The organism is Photobacterium kishitanii, from assembly GCF_003026355.1.
Lineage (GTDB): Bacteria > Pseudomonadota > Gammaproteobacteria > Enterobacterales > Vibrionaceae > Photobacterium > Photobacterium kishitanii.
This window is the reverse complement of record NZ_PYON01000007.1, coordinates 191,777-217,680: the sequence shown is the minus strand read 5'-3', so window position 1 is coordinate 217,680 and position 25,904 is coordinate 191,777. Positions and strand designations below refer to the sequence as shown.

Here is a 25,904-nt window from a genome sequence, read left to right as displayed (position 1 = left end):
CTCGCCATAATTATAACGAGGTATTAATAACTACCTAACTAGCTTAGAGTGACGCGTTTATTACTTTTGAGAGCATTACTTTCAGAACTTTTAAATGTCTTACCTTCACTTTGAATAAAATAAACTGACAAATCTTGCTCGTTGGCAACAACTTTACCTTCTACTGGACCTAAACATAACATTGAGGTTGCCCAAGCATCGCTAACAATAGGGTTATGACCAAAGACAGAGGCTGAAACTAAATTATGGGTTACCGGTGCACCAGTTCTAGTATCTAAAATATGAGAATAGTCTTTTTTACCATCCTTAAAATTATGGTGATAAGTACCCGATGTATTTAATGAAACACCATCTTCTGCATTGATATTAACGATAGTATAAGGTCGAATCCCATCTTTTAACGCTATCGGTTGTTCGATAGCTACCCGCCACTTTTGACCTTCAAGTTTGCGGCCTTTAATTTTCATATCACCGCCAAACTCAACCAAATAATTATTAACGCCATCAGCTTCTAAAATTTTACTTAACTGACTGATCGCATAACCTTCTCCCATTGATGATAAATCAATCTGTAACTGAGGAATGGTTTTTCTAATTCGTAAGTTCACTGGATCAATTTCAATCTTATCAATACCAATATCTTTTTTAATCGCCGCAATTTGCTCTGCTGACGGTACATTTAGGGTCTCGCCTTGGAATCCCCACAATTTATACAATGGCTGAATCGTTGGATCGTAGCAACCGTGGCTATCTTTATTTAACTTTTTCGCTAACGACAACATATAAATAAAATCTTTAGAAGCTGGTTGCCATTGCGTCGACGTACTGTGATTAAACTTAGAAATATAAGAATCATTACGATAGGTTGAATATTCTTTATCAATCGCTGCTAGCTTTTTGTTAAATTGTTCAGTTACCTTCGCAACAGGTACATCCTGTTTTGACCAATATGTCACATGATAACTAGTGCCTTCAGCAAAACCGGTGATCTTTTGTAGTTTTGGCGCTTGACTACAACCAGACAACATAACAATGGCAGATAATGACAACGCGGCAACATAGCTTCGCTTTGACAACAACTTTGGCGAATGGGTGAACATAAAACGACCTTACCTATCTAAATAATGGCCGAAGTCTAACAATAGCGCTGACAGATCGCTAGACCATAAACAAATAACATCACCCCATTAGATTCCAATTAAGAATGAAGTTCATCTGCAATACCAACGCATCAATAATCGATAACTTAAATAGTTCTTCAAACTATCTTTTTTTCGCAGTAAAAATGCCATATTTTTGTCATCAACCACTGTTGTAATTGCTAAAAATTACTCGCACAACAAGGGTTAAATGTGACTACATTAATTAAATCTCTAGCAGCAATCGTTATTTCAGCAACCATTTCATCAACTGCGCACTCGACTGAAATTAAGAATATTATTTTAATGATTGGTGACGGTATGGGGCCTCAGCAAGTTGGATTATTAGAAAACTATGCCGATCTTGCTCCACATTCAATTTATAATGGTCAAAAAACTGCATTATACAAATTGGCACAACAAGGTGTCATCGGTGCATCACTCACCCACCCAAGTGATGCCATTGTGGTTGACTCAGCTTGTTCTGCAACGATGTTAGCGACAGGAGTAATTACTGCATCTGAAGTCATTGGTATTGATGCAAATGGTAATAGCCTGGAAACTGTTTTAGAAAAAGCCAAACGAATGGGGAAAGCAACAGGGCTCGTTTCTGATACCCGTATGACTCATGCAACACCCGCAGCTTTTGCATCTCATCAACCTCATCGTTCGCTAGAAAATGAAATTGCCTCAGATTTATTAGCCACAAACGTTGATGTAATGTTATCTGGTGGTCTGCGACATTGGATTCCACAATCTGCAAATACATCAACTGAAATATCTAAACAGCTTCCTTCATTATCAGCAACAAACATTTCTTTAAAATCGAAACGAAAAGATGAACGTAATTTATTATTAGAAGCTCAACAACAAGGCTATACATTAGCGTTTAATAAAGACATGTTACAACAATCACAAACGAATAAGTTATTAGGTTTATTTGCAAACTCAGGTATGAATGACGGCATTGAAAACAGTGCAACCCTCAATGATCCTCAACGCACCCAGCCAACATTGAAAGAAATGACCGACAAGGCTCTTAATATTCTATCAAAAGATAAAGATGGCTTTTTCTTAATGGTTGAAGGTGGACAAATTGATTGGGCTGGGCACAGTAATGATGCTGGCACTATGCTCCATGAAATGATTAAATTTGATCAGGCAGTTGAATCTGTCTATCAATGGGCACAAGGCCGTGATGATACGTTAATCATAGTTACAGCAGACCATGAAACAGGCTCATTCGGCTTCAGTTATTCTGGCTATCAATTACCACAGCCGCAAAAACGCAGTGGTGAAGCATTTAAAAACCAAGATTATGCGCCTAACTTTAATTTTGGAGCATTTACTATTTTAGATGACCTTTATAAGCAAAAAATGAGTTATGCCAATATGCTAGCAGCATTAAATAAGCTAAATAAAGATCAGCAAACACCTCAAAATTTAGCAAATATCATTAATAATAATAGCGAATTTCCAATTACAGAAGCACAAGCTAGCGCAATATTAACCGATAAAGTGAATCCTTATCATACAGATGATCACAGCTATCTATCTGCCACTGATATTCCTGCTGTTCACGATTTTGATGCCTTTTTTCCTTATAACGATCGCGCCAACCTGATTGCACGAGCACAAGCAACCCAACAAAATATTGTATGGGGAACAGGTACTCACACTCATACCCCGGTCAATGTATTTGCATGGGGGCCAGCTGCGACTATTTTACCGGTTTCTAAAATTATGCATCACTCACAACTTGGTGAATTCATTAAAAACCAAGTAAAGTGATTTTGATGATATATTAACCAGCCTCGGTGGATTAACTCTATGTTTCTACCGCCGAGGTAAATCGCATAAACTGCAAAAAACTATCACTATGCGCAATATCACATTAATGATTTAACTCAAACCTAATTTCATTGCTGCATTATCTCCAACTCCTTATGATTGCAGCACTTTCCTTTTAGTCTTTATATTAATGAAAACAATACTTTCTTTAACATCTGTTGCTGTCTCTCTTACTTTTTCTTCTCTTTCATTTGCAAATACACCCGTTGAATTTCAAAAAATACCAGAGATTATGAGCCAATTCGAACACGCTCAATTATTTGTTAAAAAAGGTATTACCTTTGGACGATTAGCACACAAGAAAGAACTACAGACACCTTTTCCAACCTATATCTCTGATGGCAAAGGAAGCTATATTTTAGAAACACAAAATATAATTACTGATGATATCGTTATTGCGAGTATGCCTAAACCAATTATTGATAACGTTTATAATCAATGGCTAGTACCTAAAAAAAGCTGGCTAAAAACCTATGGGGCATTGCCACAATCAACAGAATTCAAACCCTTTAATCGAATTAAAAGCATCAAAGCCATTAAAATTACCGAAGAAATGCTGACACTACTCGGCAGTAAGGATGGTAAATCTGCGACGATTAAAGTGAGTTGGAATACAAACGGTATGAAAGTCTACAAAGATGGTTACCTTGCTAATTATGAATATGGTATTGCTCCGCAAGAAATGGCCAAGAGTTACCAGTTATTCAATAATTAATTTTATATTGGACATCGTAAACCTATATTAACCTTGATTAAAGTTACTGTAGGTTTACTAAGTATTAATCCAACGTTTTCTTAAATCGTATCGAGGCGACAATTAGCCCTACGATTGTGAATATAATTAACCATAATGTATCACGCCACAAATCCACTAAATCTGCACCTCGCAGCACTATGCCACGAATAATACGTATAAAATGGGTTGTTGGTAATACTTCGGCAATCCATTGTGCGATAACAGGCATACCTTCATAGGGGAACATAAACCCTGACAGTAAAATTGACGGTAATAAAATAAAAATAGTCATCTGCATCGCTTGTAACTGTGTCGTCGCTTTAGTCGAAATAACTAAACCCAGCGTTAAACTAGCAAGAATAAACAGTAATGTTCCAAGAAATATTTGTCCTAAGGAGCCATTAATTGGCACATCAAAAATAATGTATCCCAATCCTAAAATAATGATTGATTGAATAATGCCAATAAAAATATACGGCGTAATTTTAGCTAGCATTAACTCTAAAGGCTGAATTGGCGTCGTGATCAGTAGTTCTAAATTTCCTTGCTCGCGTTCACGTACAATAGCAACCGAGGTAAATAAAATCATTGTCATCGTCAGTATCACCCCAAGTAGCCCAGGAATAATATTGATTGCTGAACGTCGTTCAGGGTTAAAATACAGCGTTACCTCAAAATTATCTGGTTGTACTTTTCGTTGTGGGAGCACCGCTGTTAATGGCATTTTTTGTAATTGCATGATAGTAGAACTGATCAGTGCATCTGATCCATCAACAAGCCATTGTCCTAATGGCTGTTGCTTTGCTATTCGTCGTTGAAAATCAGGCGGGAGCACTAATACCGCTTTCACTTTACCATCCATTATCGCTTGTTGGCCTTGCTGAGGGGTTGCATAACTCGCGATAACATCAACTACCTGAGTCGCTTTAATGGACTCCACTAACATACGTCCAGTCGCAGAATGACTCTGATCAACTATCGCAGTAGGAACATTTCGCACATTAGTATTGATAGCGTAACCAAATAATAACAATTGAATCAATGGGATCATTACGATCATACCGAAAGTAATACGATCCCGACTGAGCTGACGTAACTCTTTAATAACAATTGCATTGATCCGCAACAAGCTAAGCCATAAGCGAGTGATCATTGTCGCCTCTCTCCTGTGCATGTTACAAAAACATCCTCAAGGCTGGGACGACTTATGCTCATAACTGATTGGCTTAAGGACGGTATTTTTACTTGTAGCCAACCAATAGGATCATCAATTTCTTTTGACACTAATACCCGTAACCTCACTCCAAGTTGAGCAGCAGATCGTACTGGAGAAAGCTGTATAATTTTAGCTTTAAGTTGGCGTAATTGCTCAGCTTCTATTTCAACAACCGTGACAGCCATTGCAGCCATAAGGTCGTTTGGAGTACCGTTAGCACGTACGACACCCGCTTCCATAATGGCTAACCCATGGCAACGTTCCGCTTCATCCATATAATGGGTTGTTACTAAAATAGTGGTACCTTGATCGGAAAGATCAAATAGTTGCTCCCAAAAATCCCGTCTATTTTCAGGATCAACAGCAGATGTTGGTTCATCAAGTAACAATAAATCAGGGCGATGTATCGTTGCTGCAGCTAAAGCCAGCCGCTGTCGTTGACCACCACTTAATTCAGAAGCGCGTCGGTTAGCTCGCTGATCGAGTCCATAAGTAATTAATTGCTGCTGAACCCGTTGTTGACGTTGTACTTTTGTCATACCAAAGATCTGCCCCATAAATTCAAGGTTTTCTTGAATGGTTAGATCTTGATATAACGAAAATTTTTGAGTCATGTAACCAATACGTAACCGTAATTGCTCTGCCTGACGAGGAATATCGAGTCCAAGCACATTCACTGTTCCAAAGGTTGGAGTTAATAATCCCGTTAACATTCTCAGTGTGGTGGATTTGCCACAGCCATTCGGCCCTAAGAAACCATATATCGTTCCTTTGGGTACGACTAAATTAAGATTATCAACCGCCACAAAATCCCCAAACTTACGGGTTAAATTAGTCGCAATAATCGCATTATCGCTCATGTGGCATCTCCACTTGTACAGGAACACCAGCAGGCAACTCACGCCCACTGTCAGGGAAATCCACTTTTGCTAAATACACTAAACGTGCTTTATCACTACCATTGAGGGTGTAATAAGGCGTGAAAGAAGGCACTGTTGCTATCCAACGAACAGTGCCTTGATAAGGCTTTTGAATTCCATCTACATGTATCGTTAATATACTGCCAGCTTTTATATTTACACGATAAGGTTCAGGCACATAAATACGCGCATAAGGCGTTGTGTTAGTCGTAATAACAGCAACCGTTGTATTAGTCATAACGCGATCACCAACATGATAAGGCAGACTTTCAACAATACCGTTGCGAGTTGCAACTATTGTGTAATCTTGCAAAATTTGTTTTTGCAGGGTTACATCAGTAATTGCAGCCACTAAAACTGCTTGTGCTTGTTTAATATCTTCAATACGCTCACCACTGACTATTTTTTTCAACCCATTAATCGCGGTTTGCAGTTCAGATTGAGCAATATCTCGCTGTGTCTGTGCTCTATCTCGCTCAGCAGTTGAAACCATTTTCTTCGCAAACAGCTGCTTTATACGCTGATTATCAAGATTTTTATCGGTAAAATTAGCCTGATATTGTTCAACTTCCGCTTGTGCGGCTGCAATATCTTCTGGGCGAGCACCATTGGTTAAACGAAGTAAATAAGCTTGTGCTTGTTGCTGTACAGCCTGAGCTTTAGCCACTCGAGTTTGTTGCTGTTGTGATTGCAGCGTTACCACTACCTCGCCCTTTTTAATGGTGCTACCTTCAGTCATCGGCTGGCTAGTAATAATTTCATTCGCTGTCGCAGTGAGTGCAATTTGATCACGCTCAATCGTTCCTAATGCTAATGTTCCACGTTGATCATTACAGCCAGACAAAACGAGTAATAAAGAAATATAAATATAATAATGGGAAAATAAGCATTTCATAATCAACTCCATTGACCAAATAATGTTCGTTTAAATACCGCTATTATTACTCTTCTCTTGGCAATAATAGTCCACCAGCAATAACTTTAAGATTATGTTCAAGTAAGCGTATAAAAAAATCCTCATTTACATCAACACCTTGAATACTAAGCATGATTGGTGGTGCAATAAAAGGAAATACCATTAAACTAATAAAAGAAACCTTACATAAACAAGGATCTAAATCAGGACGCATGACCCCTTGCAAGGCGAGTCGCTCAAAAATTCTGCGCTGTAAAGGCTGAGTTATTTCAGTAAATATCTTTTCCATTAATTGACGCTGCTTATTTGTACTAGGCAAATACATTAATTGAAAAATAAGTCGTGGAAAGGCAGGATTTACAGTCATAACACGATAATACATCCGCATTAAGTCAAATAAGCTATCGGAATTTTTGTCTACCATTGATTGTTGTATTAAATCTTGGATGGGTGCCAATGTTTCCCTAACCATCGTTTCAAATAAACCATCTTTAGAGTTAAAGTAATAACGAATCATCGCCACATTTATCCCTGATTTTTGAGCGATCATACGCGTTGAAACTTTATCGTAAGCCATCGCTAAAAATAACTCTCGAGCATGATAGATTAATAATTGTCGAGCATTAATATCAATATTGGGGCGTCCGCTACTACGTTTATCTACTGCTATGCTCATCCATAACCTCTATAATTAATCATTTGTTTAATTATACAATCCAAGTTGTTTGTTTTATAAACAAATAATTAATCAAATAATCTTAAAATGATTAATTAATCATTTTAAAAGTGGCTATCCATCAATATGAATCATCAATCACAGTGATTTATATATTATTTAAAGCCACAAAACCCACAACTAAATATATCTATAATTCATTAAGTTATAACACTAACATAGCCATATTGGATAAAATGTATAATAAATATACTTATCATTTACTATACTGAATCCTTATTACCATTTTTGATAATCAATATGTCATTTTTGCCTATATACCCATATAGGCTACAAACTCTAAAATGCTGCTCTTTTTTATTTTTAAACACCGCATTGCTTGCTGTTTTACAACACATTTTGCGGACTTAACCTGAGGGCCTTTAATGGGCGATATCGCAAAATCTGCTGCAAAGCTAAGCGTTTTCTCGATAATTATGATCACGATAACCTCGGTAGATAGTATCCGTAATTTACCGGGAGCAGCACTCTTTGGCAGCCATGCTATTTCTTTTTTTATGCTTGCGGGATTATGCTTTTTTGTACCAACAGCATTAGTTTGTGCCGAAATGAGCACTACTTATCCTAAACAAGGCGGGGTCTACCTTTGGGGTAAAGAAACATTAGGTCATAACTTTGGTTTTGTGACAGTGTGGTATCAGTACGCTGAAAATATTGTCTATTATCCACCATTAATATCATTTATTGTTGCCACTGGTACCTATCCATTTTTCCCCCATTTAGCAGAAAATAATATTTTCATGTTAGTGATGATTAATGTCATCTTTTGGGCACTGACCTTAGTTAATATTTTTGGTTTACGCCTATCATCACTGATCACAAATGTCTTTGGGATGATTGGTCTTATTTTCCCTATTTTGCTAATCATTGCATTAGGCGGCTATTGGACGTATACCAACCCAGAAGCATCACATATCTCATTACGTCATGTTTCAGATTGGCTGCCTGACTTTTCACAAAGCGGTATCGGTGCTAGTTTTACCGCCGTTGTTTTATCGTTAACCGGTATTGAAATCACAACAGCTTATGCCAATGAAGTTAAGAACCCGCAGAAAGCCTACCCTAAGGCATTATTAGTTTCTACAATAATGATTTTAGTGTCGCTAACGGCTTGTTCATTATCTATCGCAGCTGTCGTTTCGCATAATAATTCAAGTTTAAGTGAAGGTATTATTCTGGCATTTAAGACCTTCTTTGAAGATATGAATTTGCCATTCTTACTCCCTGTGATTGCACTTGCGATTGTGTTTGGTAGCCTTGCTAGTTTGAACAATTGGATTATTGCTCCAACTAAAAGTTTACACGTCGCTGCTAAAGATAAGTTTATGCCTATGCGCTTATCTAAAGAAAATCATAATAAAGCGCCAGTACCACTATTGTTACTACAAGGGGCTATCGTTAGTTTACTATCACTAGTCTTTGTATTAGTACCTAACGTCAACCAAGGTATGTGGCTACTAAATATTCTGATGACTCAACTCTACATGGTTATGTACATTTGTATTTTCATCAGTTTCTTAGCATCACGTCGTAAGCATAAGCATATACATCGCCCTTTCCGTGTCCCAGGTGGAAAATACGGAATGTTAGTGGCCTCGACACTAGGACTAATCAGCTGTTTTGTCACTATTTTTGTTTCTTTTGATGTACCTTCAAGCATTAATAAAAGTACGGCCGCAATTGCATTAATTTCAGGGTTTATTATTTTTAGCCTACCCGCTATTGCCGCTATTATTTATCGAAATAAACAACTTAAATATGCCTAATCGCTATTCTATAATGTGATGATATTAAAAAAGCCGTAGCATTATTTTTTAATGCTACGGCTTTTTATGATAACCACCATATTAATGTAGTGCTTCATGATGGCGTAATTCACGTAAGTATCGATAAACAGTATGTATCGAAATATGTAAACCTTGAGCTGTGATCTGAGCACTGTCTTTTAAATCAAAAATACTGAGCTCATTTAAACGCGTAACAATCTCACGACTTTTCTTTGACGGTGGAATATCATCGTCATTCATCACTTGGTCACGAATAGACTCAATAGCACTATGCATCATTTCATCATTATTGCGGGCAAACGTTTCTGGTGTGAATCCATGATCATTATTAGGGGCAATATTAGGCAAGAGTGACTGAATCATTGATTGAAAAGGCGCGTCTAAATTAGTATTTACACATAGCATGCCAATAGGATGTTGTTGATGGTTACGAATAATAGTAGTAATAGAATGTAATGTTTTACCATCAGGGCATTTAGTAACATAAGCATCTGAAATATCTTTACCTTCATTAAGCTTAATCAAAGCAAGATTAGTAATGGGCGCACCTACTTCACGCCCTGTAATATGGCCATTAGCAATTTTCATTATTGATGGATTACGAATATCTAAGCTGTGAAGTAGAACTTCAGTATGTTCACCTCGCATTGCGGCAATACCATCAACAATATTTTCAATGGCCTGTAAAATATGATAATCGCTTGAAGTTAATTTCCTTAATAACATTCATAAGCCTCTTAGTTAAATTATAGATACAAAAAAACCGCCCCTGACATTATCCACTTTCATGAATTGATATCAGTTAGGCGGTTAAGTCGCTGTAATTAAGCTGACATAATATTAATGATCGTTCTATCCGTATCTACCATGCCTTCAGTTACCATTCGACCTACGTTACGAATCGTTGTTTCAACGTCATTTGCAATAATACCTTGAGCATGGGCTTCATGGTTATCAATCGCCATCAGTGAACTCATAACAGCAGAACTTGTTGAACTTTTTACTTTCATCGCACACGTTGACTTAGCACCATCACAGAACATACCAGTGGTATCACTAAGTGTATTTTGGATAGCAAAACAAATTTGCTCAAATGAGCCACCTTGTAGGTAAGTCATCGCCATTGATGCAGCCGAACTAGTAACTGCACAGCCGCAGAATGGTGATAGCGGTGGGTAGAAAGATTTCATGTAAATCGCACCTAAGTGACTCATAACCAGCGCTCGGGCTAACTGCTCATCACTTGCTTTGCAATGTTCAGCAAATACAATTACAGGCATAGAAGCACAAATACCTTGGTTACCACTACCATAATTACTCATTGCTGGTAATTTAGCGCCTCCCATACGTGCATCAGATGCAGAAGCTGAGCGCATCACTGCACGATTAGCTAGACCATCACCTAATAGACCATTTTCGATATTTTTTAGATAGGTACGGCCAACTTGCAGACCGTATTCATTATCTAAACCTTCATTAGAAAGCGCGACAGTTAACTCACGAGCTTTTAGAATAAATTCAATATCTGAAAAATCGGCTTGCGTCGCAAACTCATAAATACCAGCAATAGAAATATCAATATCATCACACACAGAAGCCGTTGATTTTTGCTGCTGTTCACACCCATTTAATGTCGTTGTATCATACACAACTTCACCATTGAGGGTCTTTTTGATGATTTGCGTATGACCACCACTAATTTCAACAGTTGCAATGTTGCCGCCTGCTTTTGCTTCCGCATAACAGTAAATAAACTCTTCAACATCTTTACGGCCAGCATGAACCTTACCTGCATCAATAAGTTGCTGTGCTTTTTCTACATCTTCAGGAGTAATATCAACTAGAACTTCCAAACCACCGTCAGGATTACCACCAATTGCACCCACAGCAGAAGCAATTAACAAACCAATCTTACCTGTACCTGGAACAAACACACCCATTGAGTTCTTATACAAGTTGTCTGAAACCTGAACCGTTAATTCTTCAACTTCCTGACCAAGTAGTTGAGCAACGACTGCTGACGCATATGCTGCTGAAATAGGCTCAGTACAACCAAATGCTGGCTTAACTACAGTATTAATGATTTTTTTGTATTGCTTCCATTGTGTATTCATATTGATGACCCTTCTTGATGCTAATTATTTTAATTATTATTTTATGAGTGAGTTACTTACGGTATGCAATTGCTTCAACTTCAACCAATGCACCCATTGGTAAATCTTTAACAGCAAAACAACTACGTGCCGGACATTCTGTTTTAAAGAACTCAGCATAAACCGCATTAAAAGCAGCAAAGTCCTCAATGTTTGCTAAGTAGCATGTAGTTTTAAGAACGGTGTCCATATCACCACCGCCAGCCTCAATAACTGAACGTAAGTTTTCTAGAGATTGACGAGATTGATTAGCAACACCACCATCAACAATGCCACCTTTCTCTTTACATACAGGTAGTTGGCCTGATGTAAAAATCAAGTCACCAAATGTATTACCATGAGAATAAGGACCGATTGCGTCAGGTGCTTTTTTTGATGTGATTACTTTTGACATGTTTTTTATCTCTTCTTATCTAAAATTCAAATTTAGTTTAACCTTCAAACATAAATTTGTGCAACTTTATTTGCAACCATTATTGAGATCATAAATTCCAACTTTAAAATAATAGCATTAAGTTGTTAGTAATCAGGGGTTAAGCGATATGTTTTCAATAAAATAACTAAAAACAGCCAATTCGTATCGTGTAACCACCATAGCTTTAATTGCAAAAGCCATTTAAATCAAATATATTTGCACAAAACAAAATAGCAAAAAAATAGCGCAGACTTATTTTCTGCAATTATTTTTGAATTAGACACAATAATTAAAGTAGGCCGCTCATGAAGAAACAATTAATACAAGCAGGACTAAAAGCTATCTTTCCTCTCTGCGTGGGGGCGTTTCCTTTCTCCTTCATTGTTGGTGCGATAAGTATTAATGCCGGTATGTCTGTTCTACAAAGTACATTATGGTCATTAACTGTTTTTGCAGGATCTGCACAAATGGTAGCGCTTGGCTTAGTACAATCATCAACAGAAATTATTGTTATTTTCGTCACCACCTTTGTGATTAATTTACGCCACATTCTTTATAGCGCCTCATTATCTGAATATGTAAAAGAATACAACATGCCAACACGGATGTTGATGTCATATGGTTTAACCGATGAAGTGTATGCAGCAACCATTGGCGAGATGAAATTAGAAAAGCCAGGCCGTAAATGGTTTTATTTAGCAGCAATGTTTGGTTTTTGGGTTAACTGGGTAGTCGCTGATTTCTGTGGCGCAATGATTGGTTCTTCATTCCCACACATTGCCGATTATGGTCTAGATTTTGCGATGGTCGCTGCCTTTATTGCGATTGTTATCCCACAAGTGAAAAAGCGCGAATGTATTGTCGCTGCTGTTATTGCAACTGTAACTGGTATTTTATTATCAGGATTACCTTATTCTTTAGGTCTTGTTATTGCAGCAATCGTTGGTGTTTTCGCTGGCTACAAAATGGATATTTCAACAGAAAAAATGGAAGCTGAACTTAAAGCAGAAGCAAAAAAAGTAATCTTGCAAGAATTAGCTGACGAGCAGCAATACCAACAGACTCTTTCATCAACAACTACTATAAATAAATAATAAGGATCATAACCATGCATACTCACGCACATATTGCTTTAGACAATGATTATGTTCTTTATTTATCATTAGCGATGATTGCCGCGACTTTTATTATTCGTTTTGCTGTCATTGGTATGGCTGGTCGCTTTAATATGTCAGAGCGATTTAAGAAAACATTACGCTTTGTTCCTGTTACCGTCTTACCCGCGATTATTGCAGTTGAAATTTTAGGAAAAGGTTCTAACTTTGCTTTTAATCTTGAAAACCCTAAATTATTAGCAGCAATTGTTTGTACAATGATTAGTTTACGCTTTGGTCTTATTTGGGTTGTAATTGGTGGTTTGATTTCATTAATTTTATTCCAAACTTACCTTGATCCTATGATGCACTTTTTTCATCACCTTATGTGCTAATTAATATTACAGACCCTCTATAATAATAAATGTTACACTCTCTCTTTCCCGAGCTTTACCGCTCGGGTTTTTTATTTTTATAAATACTAAAAAGCCTAGTCTGATAACAGACTAGGCTTAATTGATATATCAATGTGTATTATTTTTGTGCTAAACGTACATGATCAACATCAATTTTAGTATGGTTAAATTCTTTATCGATTTCACCTTGAATAGTGATTTTAGTTTGTGGTGTTACTTGAAGGCCAAACCACTTGTCATGATCAATTTCAACCGTCATAGTGCCGCTACCATCAGTAAAGGTGTAATGCTCGCCACCAAGTGATGAAGTTAAGTAACCTGTTAATGTTACAGGTGTATCATCACTAAACATACCAGCTTCTACTGCACCTTTAACAGTATCAATACCATGCGTTGGACCAGAGAAACCTTGTTGCTGTGGTTGAGCAACTTGATTAATAACTTGGTTATTAGCAAATGCTGCCGTAGATGTCATTGCAGCTAGTAACGTAACAAGTAAAATTGACTTTTTCATTATTTAATCACTTCTTAATCTAATATATGGGTAATATTAAATGTCTATTCAATAATGACATTTAATAGAAAATTTATTTATGACGTATTAAAAGAAATACGTTGTATTAACAGTTACGTTACCGCCATTTGCAGTACTATCAACATAGTACTCCATTGCTGCACCAATATTGATATTACGGTAAACGTTATAATCAATACCAATACTTGCAATTACACCAAATTCGCTATTATTTTTGCTCTCGCCACCAATACGCGGCACATTATATTCAAGATCATCATTTAACACGTGCTCATATTCATCTTGTACTGATGATGAATAATCATATTGGGTATAAGTAATACCAGCACCTGCTTTTAATTGTACTTTTTCTGTTAGCGTATAAAAATAAACTGGCTTAACACTAAATTGTTTTACATTAATATCAGCTTCCCACTCTCTTTCATGGGTATAGCTATTATTATTTACTAGTGGAAAATGCTGACTGGTTGAGCCTTCTAATTCAAATTGCTTATAGCCCAGCTCAATACCAATATTATTACTACGATAACCAACAAAACCACCAAATGTCGTTGATGAATTGCTTGGCGTAACTGTTTTAACATCAGTACTAAAATGAGTACTAAAATCATGGTTAATTGATGCGGCACCGACTTCAAGACCAACATATGGCCCAGCAAATACTGGTGAACATAGTAAAGCTAACGGTAATAATAATTTGTTGTTCATGGGGTTATAAGCATCCAAAGCTCTTTCGTTGGAGTAACTTTATAACCATAAGCGTGAAGAATTCGTGAAGAAAGAGATGAGATGCAAAAATATATGTAATCAATAGAGGGTAAACACCACCATAAAGAGATACTCATCACAAATAATGATGGCAATTTACTCAATCGAGACTCAATGTCACCGCACCAATATAACAACTGCCACGACATAAACCACAACCATCACAGCGACGATGGTCTAATTGTGGTTGTTGATTATCTTTGATCACCAGTGCTTGTTGTGGACACTGCCGTTCACACGCTTTACAGCTACTGCACAGTTCAACAAATAAAGCCTCATCTAATGCTGTCAGTGAGCGTGCTACGGTACGAATAACCTTCGTGTTTGCAGCAATTATTTATTGGTTTATTCCACGACGGATTAAAGCACGGCCAATACTATTTACCATGCTGTTGAGTATAATTTTTATACTATTAGCCGATCTCACTAGTCGTGGTATTTTTTACAGGCTCCATATGACCGTTGGTGTGTAATATAGCCTTTATCATATAAACTTATACAGCTTAACTTTAGGCCTCCAGTATACTAGGAGGCCTTTTTTATTGGCATTGATAAAATAATAAATTAGTCTGCATCGACAATTGGTTTAGGCAATATAGCCGTACTGCTGTCCATTGGCCGTAGATAATTTTCCCATAACGTCAATGTCCGTTGTTGGGTTAATGCTAATTTACAAGATAATGCCATGACACCACGAATAGTCCCTTGTTGCCACTGTGTGTATACCGCACTACATTCAGCATCTCGATACTGAAGCCACTGCTTTTGCGCCATTTTTATTGCTTCAACAAGTGGTTTATCGGTATTATTTTGTTGGATACTTTGGATTAAGTATCGTTGTAGCTGTTGATTAGCCGCATCAAATTTATCTTCTGCACATTGGTTTATTTCAAGTGTGGTATAAGCATTGTCGCAGTCTATCTTTGTTGTTTGTGTCGTCGCCATGACTGAACTTGATACCAATAACCCACTTATTATCCATAACTTTTTCATTTGTGCCCTCGCCCTATTTGGTTTTCATTATTATTTGTCTATTTTTATATTAACTATTTAATCTTGATTTGGCTTATCACGCTAAATTATGACGCTGTTTCAAATATAATAAATTATTTAACTGAAATGTGGATTTCGTATTTTCACATGCGAGTTATAATGAAAATTGAAGTGGCCTAATAGGCGATTCACCCTATTTGGCGGACTTATTTATCGATTCTCATCGTAAATTCGCCTATTGTATTGTTAGGAGTTTTAATGAGTATCGCAATTCTTGTATTTTTAGTTATTCTGAATGGCTGGTTTGCTATGTCAGAAATAGCGTTAGTCACATCACGAAAAAATCGTCTCCAAGTTCTTGCTGATGATGGCGATCCATCTGCGATAACAGCCCTAAAATTAGCCAATAAGCCAACCACTTTTTTATCCACTATCCAAATTGGTATAACTATCATCGGGATATTAAATGGTGTTATCGGTGAAGCCGCTCTAGCCGGACCTATTTCTTCATGGTTAACTGCACTCGGTGTGCAAGCACATACAGCATCGGTTTCAGCAACTATTATTGCAGTGGTTATTATCACTTATTTCTCTATTGTTATTGGTGAGTTAATCCCTAAACGCTATGCACAAGTTAATGCTGAGCCATTAGCATTACGTGTTGCTCGTCCTATTGCATTTTTGTCCCTATTATCACGTCCTTTTATTATCTTATTAGCTGGCTCAACAGAGTTATTCCTAAAAGTGTTTAGCAAAAGTACCACTAATAGTAACCATTTAACGGAAGAAGACATTAAAGCAATTATAACTGAAGGATCTCAAACTGGTATTATTCACCAGCAGGAACATACCATGGTTCGGAATGTTTTCCATTTTGATGATCGTAAAGTTTCATCAATGATGACGCCAAGAAATGATATTAGTTATCTTGATCTCGACCATGCTGTTGAAAGCTATCAGCAAAAATTACTTGCGAGTCCTTTTTCATGTTTACCGGTTTGTCGCCATACTGTTGACGATGTTAAAGGTACAATAACTGCTAAGCAATTATTGCGATTTGAACTTGATAATCGCAGCGATGATGCCAAAAATATAGTTGATTATATTACTCAACCGCTATTTATCCCCGAAACATGGACCGGTACTGACTTACTTGAAATGTTTCAAGACTCAGGAACTGAAATAGCTTTTGTGGTTGATGAATATGGTGATATTCAAGGTATCGTCACACCACAAGATATTCTAGAAGCTTTAACTGGTAAATTCACAACACAAGATCCGACTGATGTATGGTCCCAAAAAATAAATGATAACCATTGGCATCTTGATGGTCTGATCCCCATTACTGTCGTTAAAGATTTATTAGATTTAAAAAAATTGCCTGATGAAGATCAAAATGGTTATCAAACATTAAATGGAATGTTGATGTGGATCAAAGGTGGACTTCCACAAAGTGGCGATGTTATCGATTGGCAACATTGGCGATTTGAAATTCTTACTATTGAGCACAACCGTATTGAGAAAGTGAATGTCTACCCATTAGTCTCATCTCAACCAGAGCAATAACACTCACTCATGAGTATCTGCTTTACTCAGCAGATACTCGGTATTAATTTACTCGTGACCATGCATCACGCCAGTGTTGTGTTTTACCTGGTGCATAACCTTCTAGCTCACACCACGGTGTTGCCGGCCAATCACGACAACGATAAACATTACCATTAGGCATCCGTACTCTATCGCCAGCACTGTATTTCACCCCTGCACGATAACGGGTTACCTTAAAATTATTGGGTTTAATAGGGTTATTATCGTTATCAATCAGGCGAACTAACGTCCACGGACCAGATTCATTATCACGCTGAGGACGATCACCTTGTGTCCACCACTTCGCTACCCATAATCGTCCTAAATAACGCGCACTATCACCTTTGGTGTACACGGTTTCTTTATTCCATATTTGTAACCCTGAGCGCTCACTCGGCAATGTTGTTGGGCGATCATTCGCTTGTGCAACTAACGATACCGAACTAAATGACAATGCACTCAGCACACATATAACAAGCAATGTGCTTTTTTTCATAATGGCAGCTATCCCTATTTACAAATACAATGCGGTACCCACTGCTGATATTTTATAAATTAAAAGCAAAAATAACAGATAATTAGCGCATTATATTGTAAGTAAGGGTGTCGATATATTTAATAACCGCCTGTTTTTCGATATTCCTCTTCCGCAAACTTCTTACCTTCTTCTGCTGCTGCTTGGCATGCTTGAGGATCAACATCACCACGTTGCAATACATAGTGAGTCAATTGTTGCGCTTTTTGTGTGCGATTGAAGAACTCATGATAACCAATATTACGACATAACTCCCAAGATGAGACACCAGCTGCATTATCAACGGTATAGCTATTTGACGGTGTTCCCGCACAACCTGTTACCGCAACCACTATAGCCGCCGCTACTATTATCTTTTTCATATTTATCCCTGTTGATGAGCAATTAATAATAACACTCTCTTTATTGTACTAAAGGTAATGCTTATTTAGCTGTGATTGTAGTCTACAGCTCCACACTATAACAACTGAATCTGTTTTATCTATCCCACCAATAATATAGATAGTTACTACACTTCTTTAGCTTATGATTAAGTCAGACGCTGATATCGTATTTTCAAATGATATGCACCGTTCTACGACAATAAAAATTCACCTTTACGCTGGCAATTAAAGCCAATTTAGCATAAGTTGCGGGGCAATATTAATACCGTGATCAGGATGCTTTCCCATGAACCATTTTCAGAGCTATTCTCAGCTCCTTCCTTGCTTTGATTGTCGTAAGAATACTGCTGAAGCAGATCTAGGTTGGTTAACACCAGCAATGTACGATAGTGTCCAGCAACAAATTACTGCAATCATTACAGGTGACACTGCTTTTGGCGATGACCTTACAGCGATCATTACTTGTAACTCAGAAGATGCACGTGATTACTTATTATTAAATGCATTTGGTTACACCGAAGATGAAGTAACCTCAAGTGGTATTGATGCTGATGATCTTCAAGAAATTGAACAAGAAATCGCGGCAAGTACGACAGCACTAGGTCAAGTGACTTTTGAGCACGAAATCGCACTACAAGCTTGTGATAAATGCGCATAAGCTAGCTAACGGGGGATTTAACTCCCCCTTTTATTAATGTTACTTTTATACTTATTTTTTTGTTAACGACATCAAATAACAAGCAAATATAAATAGCATTTAAACCCCACCTGTTTACGTTTTGTTTTTATCTTCTAATATCACCATATACAATTAATTTCACATGGTGATCTATAATGTTATCACTCAATACAGAAAAAGAAATCCCACTTAATTTATCGAGTCAAATTGTCTCAACGACAGATATAGATGGTAACATTACTTATATTAATGATTACTTTTGCGATATCTCAGGTTATTCCCAAGAAGAATTAATAGGTAAAAATCATAATATTTTACGTCATCCTGATATGCCAGACTGTATATTTGGTGACTTATGGAAAAGCATTAAACAAAAACGTTATTGGCGAGGTGCAGTTAAAAATAGATGCAAAAATGGTGACTATTATTGGGTAGATGCGTTTGTCACACCTCTCTTTGAAAACAACCACGTTATAGGATATCAATCAGTACGCCTCTACCTTGATCCTAAAGCACGACATAAAGCTGAAGTTTTATACCGTCAATTGCATCAAACCCCAACGCTAAAACGTACCATGTCCCTCAAAATAAAATGGTGCTTATATACTTTATTAACTGCCATAACGTTAATACTAAGTTTTAGTGTATCTAATTATTTTAATATATTATTTCCAATTCTTAGTCTTGCCTTATTTTATCGAGAACTAATCACATACCCTCGCTGGCTACAAAAATTTGAACGTAAACATAATAGTTTGTCACAAGGCATTTTTAACGATAATATTAATAATATTGCTGAATATATAATCGCAATGAAAGATGCACAAATACGCACAATATTAGCTCGGACTCAAGAAGCAACGCTAGAAGTAGATAGTGAAATAACAACTATTAGTACACTTTCGGTTAATTGCACTGATAAAATTAAACAGCAAAGTTCCCATTTAGATGGTATTGCTACTGCCATTGAAGAAATGTCATCAAGCATCAATAATGTTTCTGAAAACTGCCAACACACCTTAGTCTCAGTCTCAACGGCAGAATCTTCCTGCCAAGATACTGAAGCTTTAGTTATGGTTACAACTGAACATATTGTAGAGCTAACAACTGAAATTAATGAAACGAGTGAGTTAACAACTAAACTTGCCACTGAAGCAAAGTTAATAACTTCAATTCTTCAAGAGATACAAAGTATTTCAGATCAAACGAATTTACTTGCACTTAATGCAGCTATTGAAGCGGCACGCGCTGGTGAACATGGCCGAGGGTTCTCTGTTGTTGCAGAAGAAGTAAGAGCGTTAAGTGTACGTACGCATACAGCCACCTCTCAAATTCAGCAATCAGTAAATTATATTGTCCATTCTCTTAATAAAATTGCCTCACGAATGGAAAAAGGTCTGAATAAATCTAATATATGCGTCAGTGATATTAATAATATGGAATCTAAACTTAAAGAAATATTTACCTTAATGACAGAAATATCAAATTTATCAATTCAAATATCAACAGCAACAGAACAACAAGCTACAGTATCTAAAGATATTAATAAAAATAGTCATCAAATTTATGATAGCTCTAAAAATAACCTCAAGGAAATGGAAGCGATTAATCTTAGCATGATTCAGATGAAACAATGTTCATTCAAACTCGTGACATTATCTAAAGCATTTAATGAAGGTAATTAATTACAATCCATATAATCAACCAATGATACAAACAACAAGCCACTGGATAAAATAAATCAGCCCCCCCTCTTCCATATATCAGGGTAGCCTAGGAAATGAGAGGATTTGAACCCGCTTTTATACAGACATAAAAAAACCGCCAATAAATTAGCGGTTTTCTTGAATGTGGCGGAGAGATAGGGATTTGAACCCTAGATACGCTATAAACGTATGCCGGTTTTCAAGACCGGTGCTTTCAACCACTCAGCCATCTCTCCATAACAGCTATACTAATCACAACTTTATCAGTTGTAAAGTCTGTACTGCACAACTGCTTAAATATCAAAAGATTATAACGCTATTTTTCCTGAAAACCACAATCGGTTAAAAATCGCATGAAACCATAATTTTCTAGCCATGCTAATTGCAGTTCAGAGCTCACCAAAAAACGACCGCTAAAATTTACACCGTGACCCGATAAGGTTTCTACTTGGTTTTTAACCCTTGGGATAATCAACATCCAGCGTTCGGTTAATAAAATGTTATAAGGCAAACACTCGTTTAAACCATTCACTAACTTAGTAGTATTTAACTGTAATGATTCCATTGCATTTAAATAATCTGCATATAACTGTTTTGAGTTCAACGCTGAATAAATAAATACCGCATGTTTAAACGGAAGCAGCCCACTAACAATATGAGACTCTAACGGAATAGATGTTCTCACTAACTGCATGTGACGATGCATTTGGCTAGAGCCTGCATCGTGACCTGAATTGAAGAAACCAAGTACATCACTACGCGTAATACCTTTAACCCATGCTGTAAAATCCGCTAAGGTTAACACTGATGTTTGTGGTATATAATCTTTGGCACAAACCAATAAATGGGGAACAACGATCGGAAAACGATTTAATAAACATACATAATCCGTATCCATATCCGTTATATAATCGCAATTAGTATATGGCGCAACGAAAGGATCTTGTGCTGAAACAGCAGGAGAATGTTTTATTTTCATATTATCAGTAAGTAAATTAACAATGTAGTTAACCCCTTGTTGCTGATAAATAATATCGTCACTGGTTAGAGGTAATAAATCACCGTTACCCAATGCTAGTTTAGTTTTTTCCTCACAAGCATTCCACAGCATTACTTTGTCCCTACTTTAATTATGCATCGTTATCTTGAGAGCAATCATCACAGTTTTGAAGTGCTATTTCATGGCTAAATACAGCAACACCTTCTGCAGTCATATGTTCAGAAATTTGATCATCAATATCAGCAATTACTGTTGGCTTAATATTTCCATGGTTAATTTCTGACTCAGAATGATCATAATAATTCAGCAATAAATAATCTTTTGCTTCATCTTCTGAGCAAATAATCTGTACGGTAAAATACGGTTCATAATCACTACCACGCTTTTTTAACATTACTTCAATTTGTTCGATAACATCTGTTTTCATGCTCGGTGTTAACCAACCAAGATCGGTTTTAGCATTACGAGTATGGCAATTAAAACAAGGTAATTCATAAGTATAAAACTGAAAGTTAGTCATGTTAATTTCTCTTAATTTTTATTCTAATTATAAAATTAGGCTTATTCAGTTTTTTTTACTAGCATTAAAAATGCAATGTTGAGTTGTAATTACAGAGATGACTAAAACAATTAATCTTCTACTGTAATCAGTAATAATTCAAAACGCTCATTACCACGTAAGTTTTCGAAATCATCTTCATCGGCTGCAAGTTCACGTAAAGATGTACTATCTTTAATTGCACGTTCTAAATCAGAGATCGCTTGTTCTTCTACTCCTAAGCACGCATAAGCACAAGCTCGCTGATATAAAGCATGTGCATTAGTATCATCCACTTCTAATACTCGATTACATAGACTTAATGCCCAATGGAATTCCCGCATTTCCATTGTTGCGTCGGCTTTATACGTCAATGCCTCTAAATCACCAGGACGAACTTTTAAAATTTCATCATAAATTTCTACCTTTTGCTCTGGTGTTTGTGAGCTTTGAGCGCGAAGCCATAAATTATGTACTTCGTTAATTTTTTCTATTTCTCGATTATTTTCACTAATAATGCGTGTTTTTCGCTTTAAGTCGCGTTCTAAAGCTTTAAACTTTTGTTCGTAACTATCGGCTATATCTTTTAACTGTAGTTCAGCCATACGTTTAGTATTTTCTTTTATTTCACGCATTGACTGCCAACCGATTAACGCAATTAATGATGCGACGCCAGCTATAATATAGAAGAAATACGTTACTGTAACATTGGCGTAATTCATTGATTTATCTGCAACAGCCAATTCTCTATCAGTAATATCAAGGGTAATTCGACGTTCTAAATCTTGCTGATCCATCCGTAATGATTTCAATTCATCAAGTACATAACGTTCAATCATAGGTTTGTCATAAATACTTTGCTCTGAATAGGGTTTGGTATTATTGCCATCAGCGGCATGAGCAATAGTTACTGGTAGTACAAAACAAAGCATCACCATACCCAATAATCTTTTAAACATAACCTACAACCTTTCACCAACAAATTGATTTTATATAAAACAGTTCATAAACATAACATCTTTATTTTTTGCATTGTCAGTTTAGATTTAAAATCAATAAAATACGAAAAAACATCATCCTTGTTTTAAAAAGTAGCATCTAAGCCTCATTTTCACCAAAAAGTCTCTTTCTAATGGAAATTAATTCTTACAAAGCAACAAATACAATCTAGGGTTATAGTTGAAAGCTATAGGCATTCAACCTCTCAGACACGGATATGCAGGAGGGTATATGAAAAATAACAAGGATAAATCATTATGGCTAATTCCAGCAGGCGTTAGCTTATTAATGGCATTTTTAGGTGCAGTCATACTGATACCTATGATGTAACTTCATTCGGGAGATGTTGTTTATCTCCCTACCCGCTTTATCTACGTATATGAAAAAGGGAGGCTATTTAAGCCTCCCTTTTGAACGTTATTAATTATATAACTTCAATCTAAACTCAATTACTTAAGATTAGTATAATAATTCAGACCTTCAGATAAATTATTAAAGCCGCTAATAGTCGGAACAATCTGACGAATAACACGGTTCCAACGTGCAATCGGTGCAGCAGTCACATAAACAATATCATATGGCTGTAATTCAAACTCTGTACCAATAACCAACGCTGTCGCATCTTTAATGTTTAATTGATAAACATTAGCAATCGTTTTATCGTTTGGATTTTTCTTAACGTCATCGCGTGTTGAACGAATAACAAAAATACCCGTCGCGTCAGCTTCTAGCTCATTAATACCGCCAACATTGCTTAATGCTTCAGTTAAGCTCATACCAGCACGGTCAATTTTAAGTAGCTTAGGCTCATTAACTTCACCCATAACAAAGACCTTTTGATCATCGTTACGTGGTACATGAATAATATCACCGTCTTGTAGCAATCGATTTTGAAGTAAATCACCACGTTGCATTAAGGCGTATAATGAAATTTTCTGATCTTTACCATTACGCGTTAATGTTACATTACGCCAATCAGCATCGGCAGCTAAACCACCTGACTTATCGACCGCATCAAGTAATGTAAGAGGTACATTGCTAATAGGTTGTTGACCTGGCGTTTTAACTTCGCCAGTAACATATGCTTTTTGCGATCGGAAAGATGCAACATTAACATCTACTTGGGGGCTTTCGATATAAGCAGATAATCGACGTGAAATGGTCTTACGTACCTCGGAAACAGTTTTTCCTTCTACATATACCTTGCCAATATATGGATAGAAAATAGTTCCGTCAGCATGAACCCAGTTACCAGCTTCACTTGCGCTACGGTATGCACCAGCTGGAATTGTTAATTCTGGATGATCCCAGATTGTAACGTTTAAAATATCACCAGGGCCAATATGATATTCATAATTTGCTAACTCAGCTTCCAAACGTGGATTTTGCTCAGCTTTCACTTTCTGAATACGATACTGATTAACAGTATTCGCAGTAAGAGGATAAACATTAACGCGATCTGATAAGTTAGTACTGTCGCCATCGGCAACTTTGACAACATGCTTACCATCAAGAGTTAAGTTTGAACCAGGTACAGTACACCCAGCTAAAGTTGATGAGATTAATGCCGCTATTAGAATTTTCTTTGTCAAATCCATTATAAATTCACATATGTTGTTAAAATAAACTACCGTAATGTACTTCTATCTAAAATAACCCAACAATAGTAGTACTACACAATAATTAACAAACCAATTATTGATTACGATGATTAATATCTAGAGTTTTATTCTTACCATAATTATCATTCAATTTTAATATGGTTTCAATTTCGAAAAAACCTGAGGATTCAGCTACATTACCGAATAGATATCCTCATTTAGCTTATGCTAGGTAATCTGTATCTGTTATAAATCACATAAAAAAATGAGGCGATTACTAGACTCTCATTCTTTCGTTTTTATAGCAATACTCGTACCTATAAGGGATCAACTTTTAGATATCAAAATAGCAATCCGTAATAACTTTCTACCATTAGAATCGCAAGCTACATATTATAAACATTCACTATATAAACATGACACCTCATAAAAAAAGCCGTTCTAACACTGCTATAATTAAAAAAGCAATAAGCTCTTATATAGATATATTGTTAGCGCTTTAAGATGCTCTGTAAATCAGGTCTAAGAATATGATATTAGTTAAAAAACAGCCATTAAATTAAAATATTAAATTAAAATAAAATAAAAAGCCCATTTATCACAAAGTAAAAATACAATATAAACAATAAGATAAAAATATTATCAATATAAAAACGTAAAAAAACACCACGATTAAGGCTAATCAGCCTTGGCTCAAGTTTTCTGATTTTCAGATTAAATCAGGCTTAAATGATTTTAATTATAAATATGACACAAAGTACTGATAATCAAGGGTGATATAAAAGTTATTATTATATAAGTTATAAACACTTAAAGTGTTAACTCATATCCTACGCTACAAAGAGTATTGTTTAAATATATCCTTCTTTTTTAAGAAGGCACATTTAAATAAAAACCATTGCGTAAAAAATTACCAATAATAACGTATTTAAATAAAAACATTCATACCAGCTATTTTTTATAAATTGAATATCCCATTTTATTTCTTTAACCTTTGTAATGATTCTATAATCACACCGAGGATTATAGAGTATATTCCTCTCTATAAATGTTTATCGATCGTATTTTATACTGCCTAATTGATGACGCACAATATCTCTACAACAAAGATAAGAATCATAATCTAAACTAATTATAATATACAAATCCATAACTTAAATGAAATTCAATAATATAATTAAGACTGTAAAATTCTTTCCTT

General features: G+C 36.2%; 27 protein-coding genes and 1 tRNA gene. 9 read left to right on the top strand and 19 right to left on the bottom strand.

The genetic code is table 11. The features are described 5' to 3' along the window. Positions 1-38: 38 nt before the first annotated feature. Positions 39-1,100: an FAD:protein FMN transferase gene (locus C0W29_RS10595; protein WP_045044408.1), complete on the bottom strand. Its 1,062-nt coding sequence runs from the start codon at positions 1,098-1,100 to the stop codon at positions 39-41. A gap of 252 nt (positions 1,101-1,352) precedes the next feature. On the opposite strand from C0W29_RS10595, the gene C0W29_RS10590 reads away from it, so the two are divergent. Both C0W29_RS10590 and C0W29_RS10585 read left to right on the top strand, forming a co-directional pair. Next, positions 1,353-2,930 (top strand): alkaline phosphatase, encoded by a 1,578-nt coding sequence (locus C0W29_RS10590; RefSeq protein ID WP_045044407.1) that lies wholly within the window; start codon positions 1,353-1,355, stop codon positions 2,928-2,930. A gap of 190 nt (positions 2,931-3,120) precedes the next feature. Further along, positions 3,121-3,705 (top strand): hypothetical protein, encoded by a 585-nt coding sequence (locus C0W29_RS10585; RefSeq protein ID WP_045044406.1) that lies wholly within the window; start codon positions 3,121-3,123, stop codon positions 3,703-3,705. Positions 3,706-3,769: 64 nt separating this feature from the next. Here the strand turns inward: C0W29_RS10585 and C0W29_RS10580 are convergent, their stop codons facing one another. The 4 genes from C0W29_RS10580 to C0W29_RS10565 are packed head-to-tail and all read right to left on the bottom strand — an operon-like array spanning position 3,770 to position 7,448. Next, a complete protein-coding gene (locus tag C0W29_RS10580; RefSeq protein ID WP_235869015.1) occupies positions 3,770-4,900 on the bottom strand; it encodes an ABC transporter permease in 1,131 nt (376 codons plus the stop codon). After that, complete coding sequence (locus C0W29_RS10575) at positions 4,876-5,802, bottom strand: ABC transporter ATP-binding protein (protein WP_045041504.1); 927 nt, start codon at positions 5,800-5,802, stop codon at positions 4,876-4,878. Before C0W29_RS10575 ends, C0W29_RS10580 begins: the two co-directional genes overlap by 25 nt. After that, positions 5,792-6,757: an HlyD family secretion protein gene (locus C0W29_RS10570; RefSeq protein ID WP_235869014.1), complete on the bottom strand. Its 966-nt coding sequence runs from the start codon at positions 6,755-6,757 to the stop codon at positions 5,792-5,794. The genes C0W29_RS10575 and C0W29_RS10570 overlap by 11 nt, the downstream gene beginning before the upstream one ends. 46 nt (positions 6,758-6,803) lie before the next feature. Further along, positions 6,804-7,448 carry a TetR/AcrR family transcriptional regulator gene (locus C0W29_RS10565; protein ID WP_045041747.1) on the bottom strand — a complete coding sequence of 215 codons (645 nt, stop codon included), beginning with the start codon at positions 7,446-7,448 and terminating at the stop codon, positions 6,804-6,806. A 431-nt stretch (positions 7,449-7,879) separates the two neighbouring features. Between C0W29_RS10565 and C0W29_RS10560 the strand changes: the two genes are divergently transcribed. After that, entirely contained in the window at positions 7,880-9,280 is a 1,401-nt protein-coding gene (locus C0W29_RS10560) for an APC family permease (RefSeq protein WP_045041506.1), read from the top strand. Between the two features lie 81 nt (positions 9,281-9,361). Here the strand turns inward: C0W29_RS10560 and C0W29_RS10555 are convergent, their stop codons facing one another. The 3 genes from C0W29_RS10555 to C0W29_RS10545 form a co-directional block, all read right to left on the bottom strand. Next, complete coding sequence (locus C0W29_RS10555) at positions 9,362-10,027, bottom strand: helix-turn-helix transcriptional regulator (protein WP_045041507.1); 666 nt, start codon at positions 10,025-10,027, stop codon at positions 9,362-9,364. A gap of 98 nt (positions 10,028-10,125) precedes the next feature. Continuing rightward, positions 10,126-11,415, bottom strand: coding sequence for an L-cysteine desulfidase family protein (locus tag C0W29_RS10550; RefSeq protein ID WP_045041508.1), 1,290 nt, complete (start codon positions 11,413-11,415; stop codon positions 10,126-10,128). 52 nt (positions 11,416-11,467) lie between these two features. After that, the gene (locus C0W29_RS10545) at positions 11,468-11,848 is read right to left on the bottom strand and encodes a Rid family detoxifying hydrolase (protein WP_045044404.1); all 381 of its coding nucleotides are present in this window, start codon (positions 11,846-11,848) and stop codon (positions 11,468-11,470) included. 326 nt (positions 11,849-12,174) lie between these two features. On the opposite strand from C0W29_RS10545, the gene C0W29_RS10540 reads away from it, so the two are divergent. Together C0W29_RS10540 and C0W29_RS10535 are read left to right on the top strand one after the other, a co-directional pair. Beyond that, positions 12,175-12,963 carry an AzlC family ABC transporter permease gene (locus C0W29_RS10540; protein WP_045041510.1) on the top strand — a complete coding sequence of 263 codons (789 nt, stop codon included), beginning with the start codon at positions 12,175-12,177 and terminating at the stop codon, positions 12,961-12,963. Positions 12,964-12,977: 14 nt separating this feature from the next. Continuing rightward, positions 12,978-13,358 (top strand): AzlD domain-containing protein, encoded by a 381-nt coding sequence (locus tag C0W29_RS10535; RefSeq protein WP_036795142.1) that lies wholly within the window; start codon positions 12,978-12,980, stop codon positions 13,356-13,358. A gap of 139 nt (positions 13,359-13,497) precedes the next feature. Here C0W29_RS10535 and C0W29_RS10530 read toward each other — a convergent pair whose 3' ends face one another. From C0W29_RS10530 to C0W29_RS21905, 3 genes are all read right to left on the bottom strand, one after another. Beyond that, positions 13,498-13,893, bottom strand: coding sequence for a YgiW/YdeI family stress tolerance OB fold protein (locus C0W29_RS10530; protein ID WP_045041512.1), 396 nt, complete (start codon positions 13,891-13,893; stop codon positions 13,498-13,500). An 87-nt stretch (positions 13,894-13,980) separates the two neighbouring features. Continuing rightward, complete coding sequence (locus C0W29_RS10525) at positions 13,981-14,622, bottom strand: AcfA family outer membrane beta-barrel protein (RefSeq protein ID WP_045041513.1); 642 nt, start codon at positions 14,620-14,622, stop codon at positions 13,981-13,983. A 160-nt stretch (positions 14,623-14,782) separates the two neighbouring features. After that, on the bottom strand, positions 14,783-14,974 hold the full coding sequence (locus C0W29_RS21905; protein WP_258179258.1) for a 4Fe-4S binding protein: 192 nt from the start codon (positions 14,972-14,974) through the stop codon (positions 14,783-14,785). Between C0W29_RS21905 and C0W29_RS21990 the strand changes: the two genes are divergently transcribed. Next, positions 14,883-15,155 (top strand): DmsC/YnfH family molybdoenzyme membrane anchor subunit, encoded by a 273-nt coding sequence (locus C0W29_RS21990; protein WP_107174158.1) that lies wholly within the window; start codon positions 14,883-14,885, stop codon positions 15,153-15,155. The genes C0W29_RS21905 and C0W29_RS21990 overlap by 92 nt on opposite strands. Positions 15,156-15,246: 91 nt before the next feature. Here the strand turns inward: C0W29_RS21990 and C0W29_RS10510 are convergent, their stop codons facing one another. Next, the gene (locus tag C0W29_RS10510) at positions 15,247-15,675 is read right to left on the bottom strand and encodes a lysozyme inhibitor LprI family protein (protein ID WP_045041514.1); all 429 of its coding nucleotides are present in this window, start codon (positions 15,673-15,675) and stop codon (positions 15,247-15,249) included. 258 nt (positions 15,676-15,933) lie between these two features. On the opposite strand from C0W29_RS10510, the gene C0W29_RS10505 reads away from it, so the two are divergent. After that, a complete protein-coding gene (locus C0W29_RS10505; RefSeq protein ID WP_045041515.1) occupies positions 15,934-17,241 on the top strand; it encodes a hemolysin family protein in 1,308 nt (435 codons plus the stop codon). A gap of 43 nt (positions 17,242-17,284) precedes the next feature. Here the strand turns inward: C0W29_RS10505 and C0W29_RS10500 are convergent, their stop codons facing one another. Then, the gene (locus C0W29_RS10500; protein WP_045041516.1) at positions 17,285-17,758 is read right to left on the bottom strand and encodes a carbohydrate-binding protein; all 474 of its coding nucleotides are present in this window, start codon (positions 17,756-17,758) and stop codon (positions 17,285-17,287) included. Positions 17,759-17,877: 119 nt separating this feature from the next. Next, positions 17,878-18,159, bottom strand: a complete 282-nt coding sequence (locus C0W29_RS10495; protein ID WP_045041517.1) for a lipoprotein — start codon at positions 18,157-18,159, stop codon at positions 17,878-17,880. A gap of 307 nt (positions 18,160-18,466) precedes the next feature. On the opposite strand from C0W29_RS10495, the gene C0W29_RS10490 reads away from it, so the two are divergent. After that, a complete protein-coding gene (locus tag C0W29_RS10490; RefSeq protein ID WP_045041518.1) occupies positions 18,467-18,838 on the top strand; it encodes a hypothetical protein in 372 nt (123 codons plus the stop codon). A 176-nt stretch (positions 18,839-19,014) separates the two neighbouring features. Beyond that, the gene (locus tag C0W29_RS10485) at positions 19,015-20,544 is read left to right on the top strand and encodes a methyl-accepting chemotaxis protein (RefSeq protein ID WP_045044403.1); all 1,530 of its coding nucleotides are present in this window, start codon (positions 19,015-19,017) and stop codon (positions 20,542-20,544) included. 166 nt (positions 20,545-20,710) lie between these two features. On the opposite strand, the gene C0W29_RS10480 is transcribed toward C0W29_RS10485, so the two are convergent. The 5 genes from C0W29_RS10480 to C0W29_RS10460 all read right to left on the bottom strand — a co-directional run bounded on the left by C0W29_RS10480 (position 20,711) and on the right by C0W29_RS10460 (position 24,700). Beyond that, positions 20,711-20,801 (bottom strand) — tRNA-Ser (locus tag C0W29_RS10480). 80 nt (positions 20,802-20,881) lie between these two features. Beyond that, entirely contained in the window at positions 20,882-21,676 is a 795-nt protein-coding gene (locus tag C0W29_RS10475) for an ATP adenylyltransferase family protein (RefSeq protein WP_045044402.1), read from the bottom strand. A gap of 19 nt (positions 21,677-21,695) precedes the next feature. Beyond that, positions 21,696-22,085: a hypothetical protein gene (locus C0W29_RS10470; RefSeq protein WP_045041520.1), complete on the bottom strand. Its 390-nt coding sequence runs from the start codon at positions 22,083-22,085 to the stop codon at positions 21,696-21,698. A gap of 110 nt (positions 22,086-22,195) precedes the next feature. Further along, positions 22,196-23,062 carry a tetratricopeptide repeat protein gene (locus tag C0W29_RS10465; RefSeq protein ID WP_045041521.1) on the bottom strand — a complete coding sequence of 289 codons (867 nt, stop codon included), beginning with the start codon at positions 23,060-23,062 and terminating at the stop codon, positions 22,196-22,198. A 489-nt stretch (positions 23,063-23,551) separates the two neighbouring features. Next, a complete protein-coding gene (locus tag C0W29_RS10460) occupies positions 23,552-24,700 on the bottom strand; it encodes a polysaccharide export protein (protein WP_045041522.1) in 1,149 nt (382 codons plus the stop codon). Between the last annotated feature and the right edge of the window lie 1,204 nt (positions 24,701-25,904).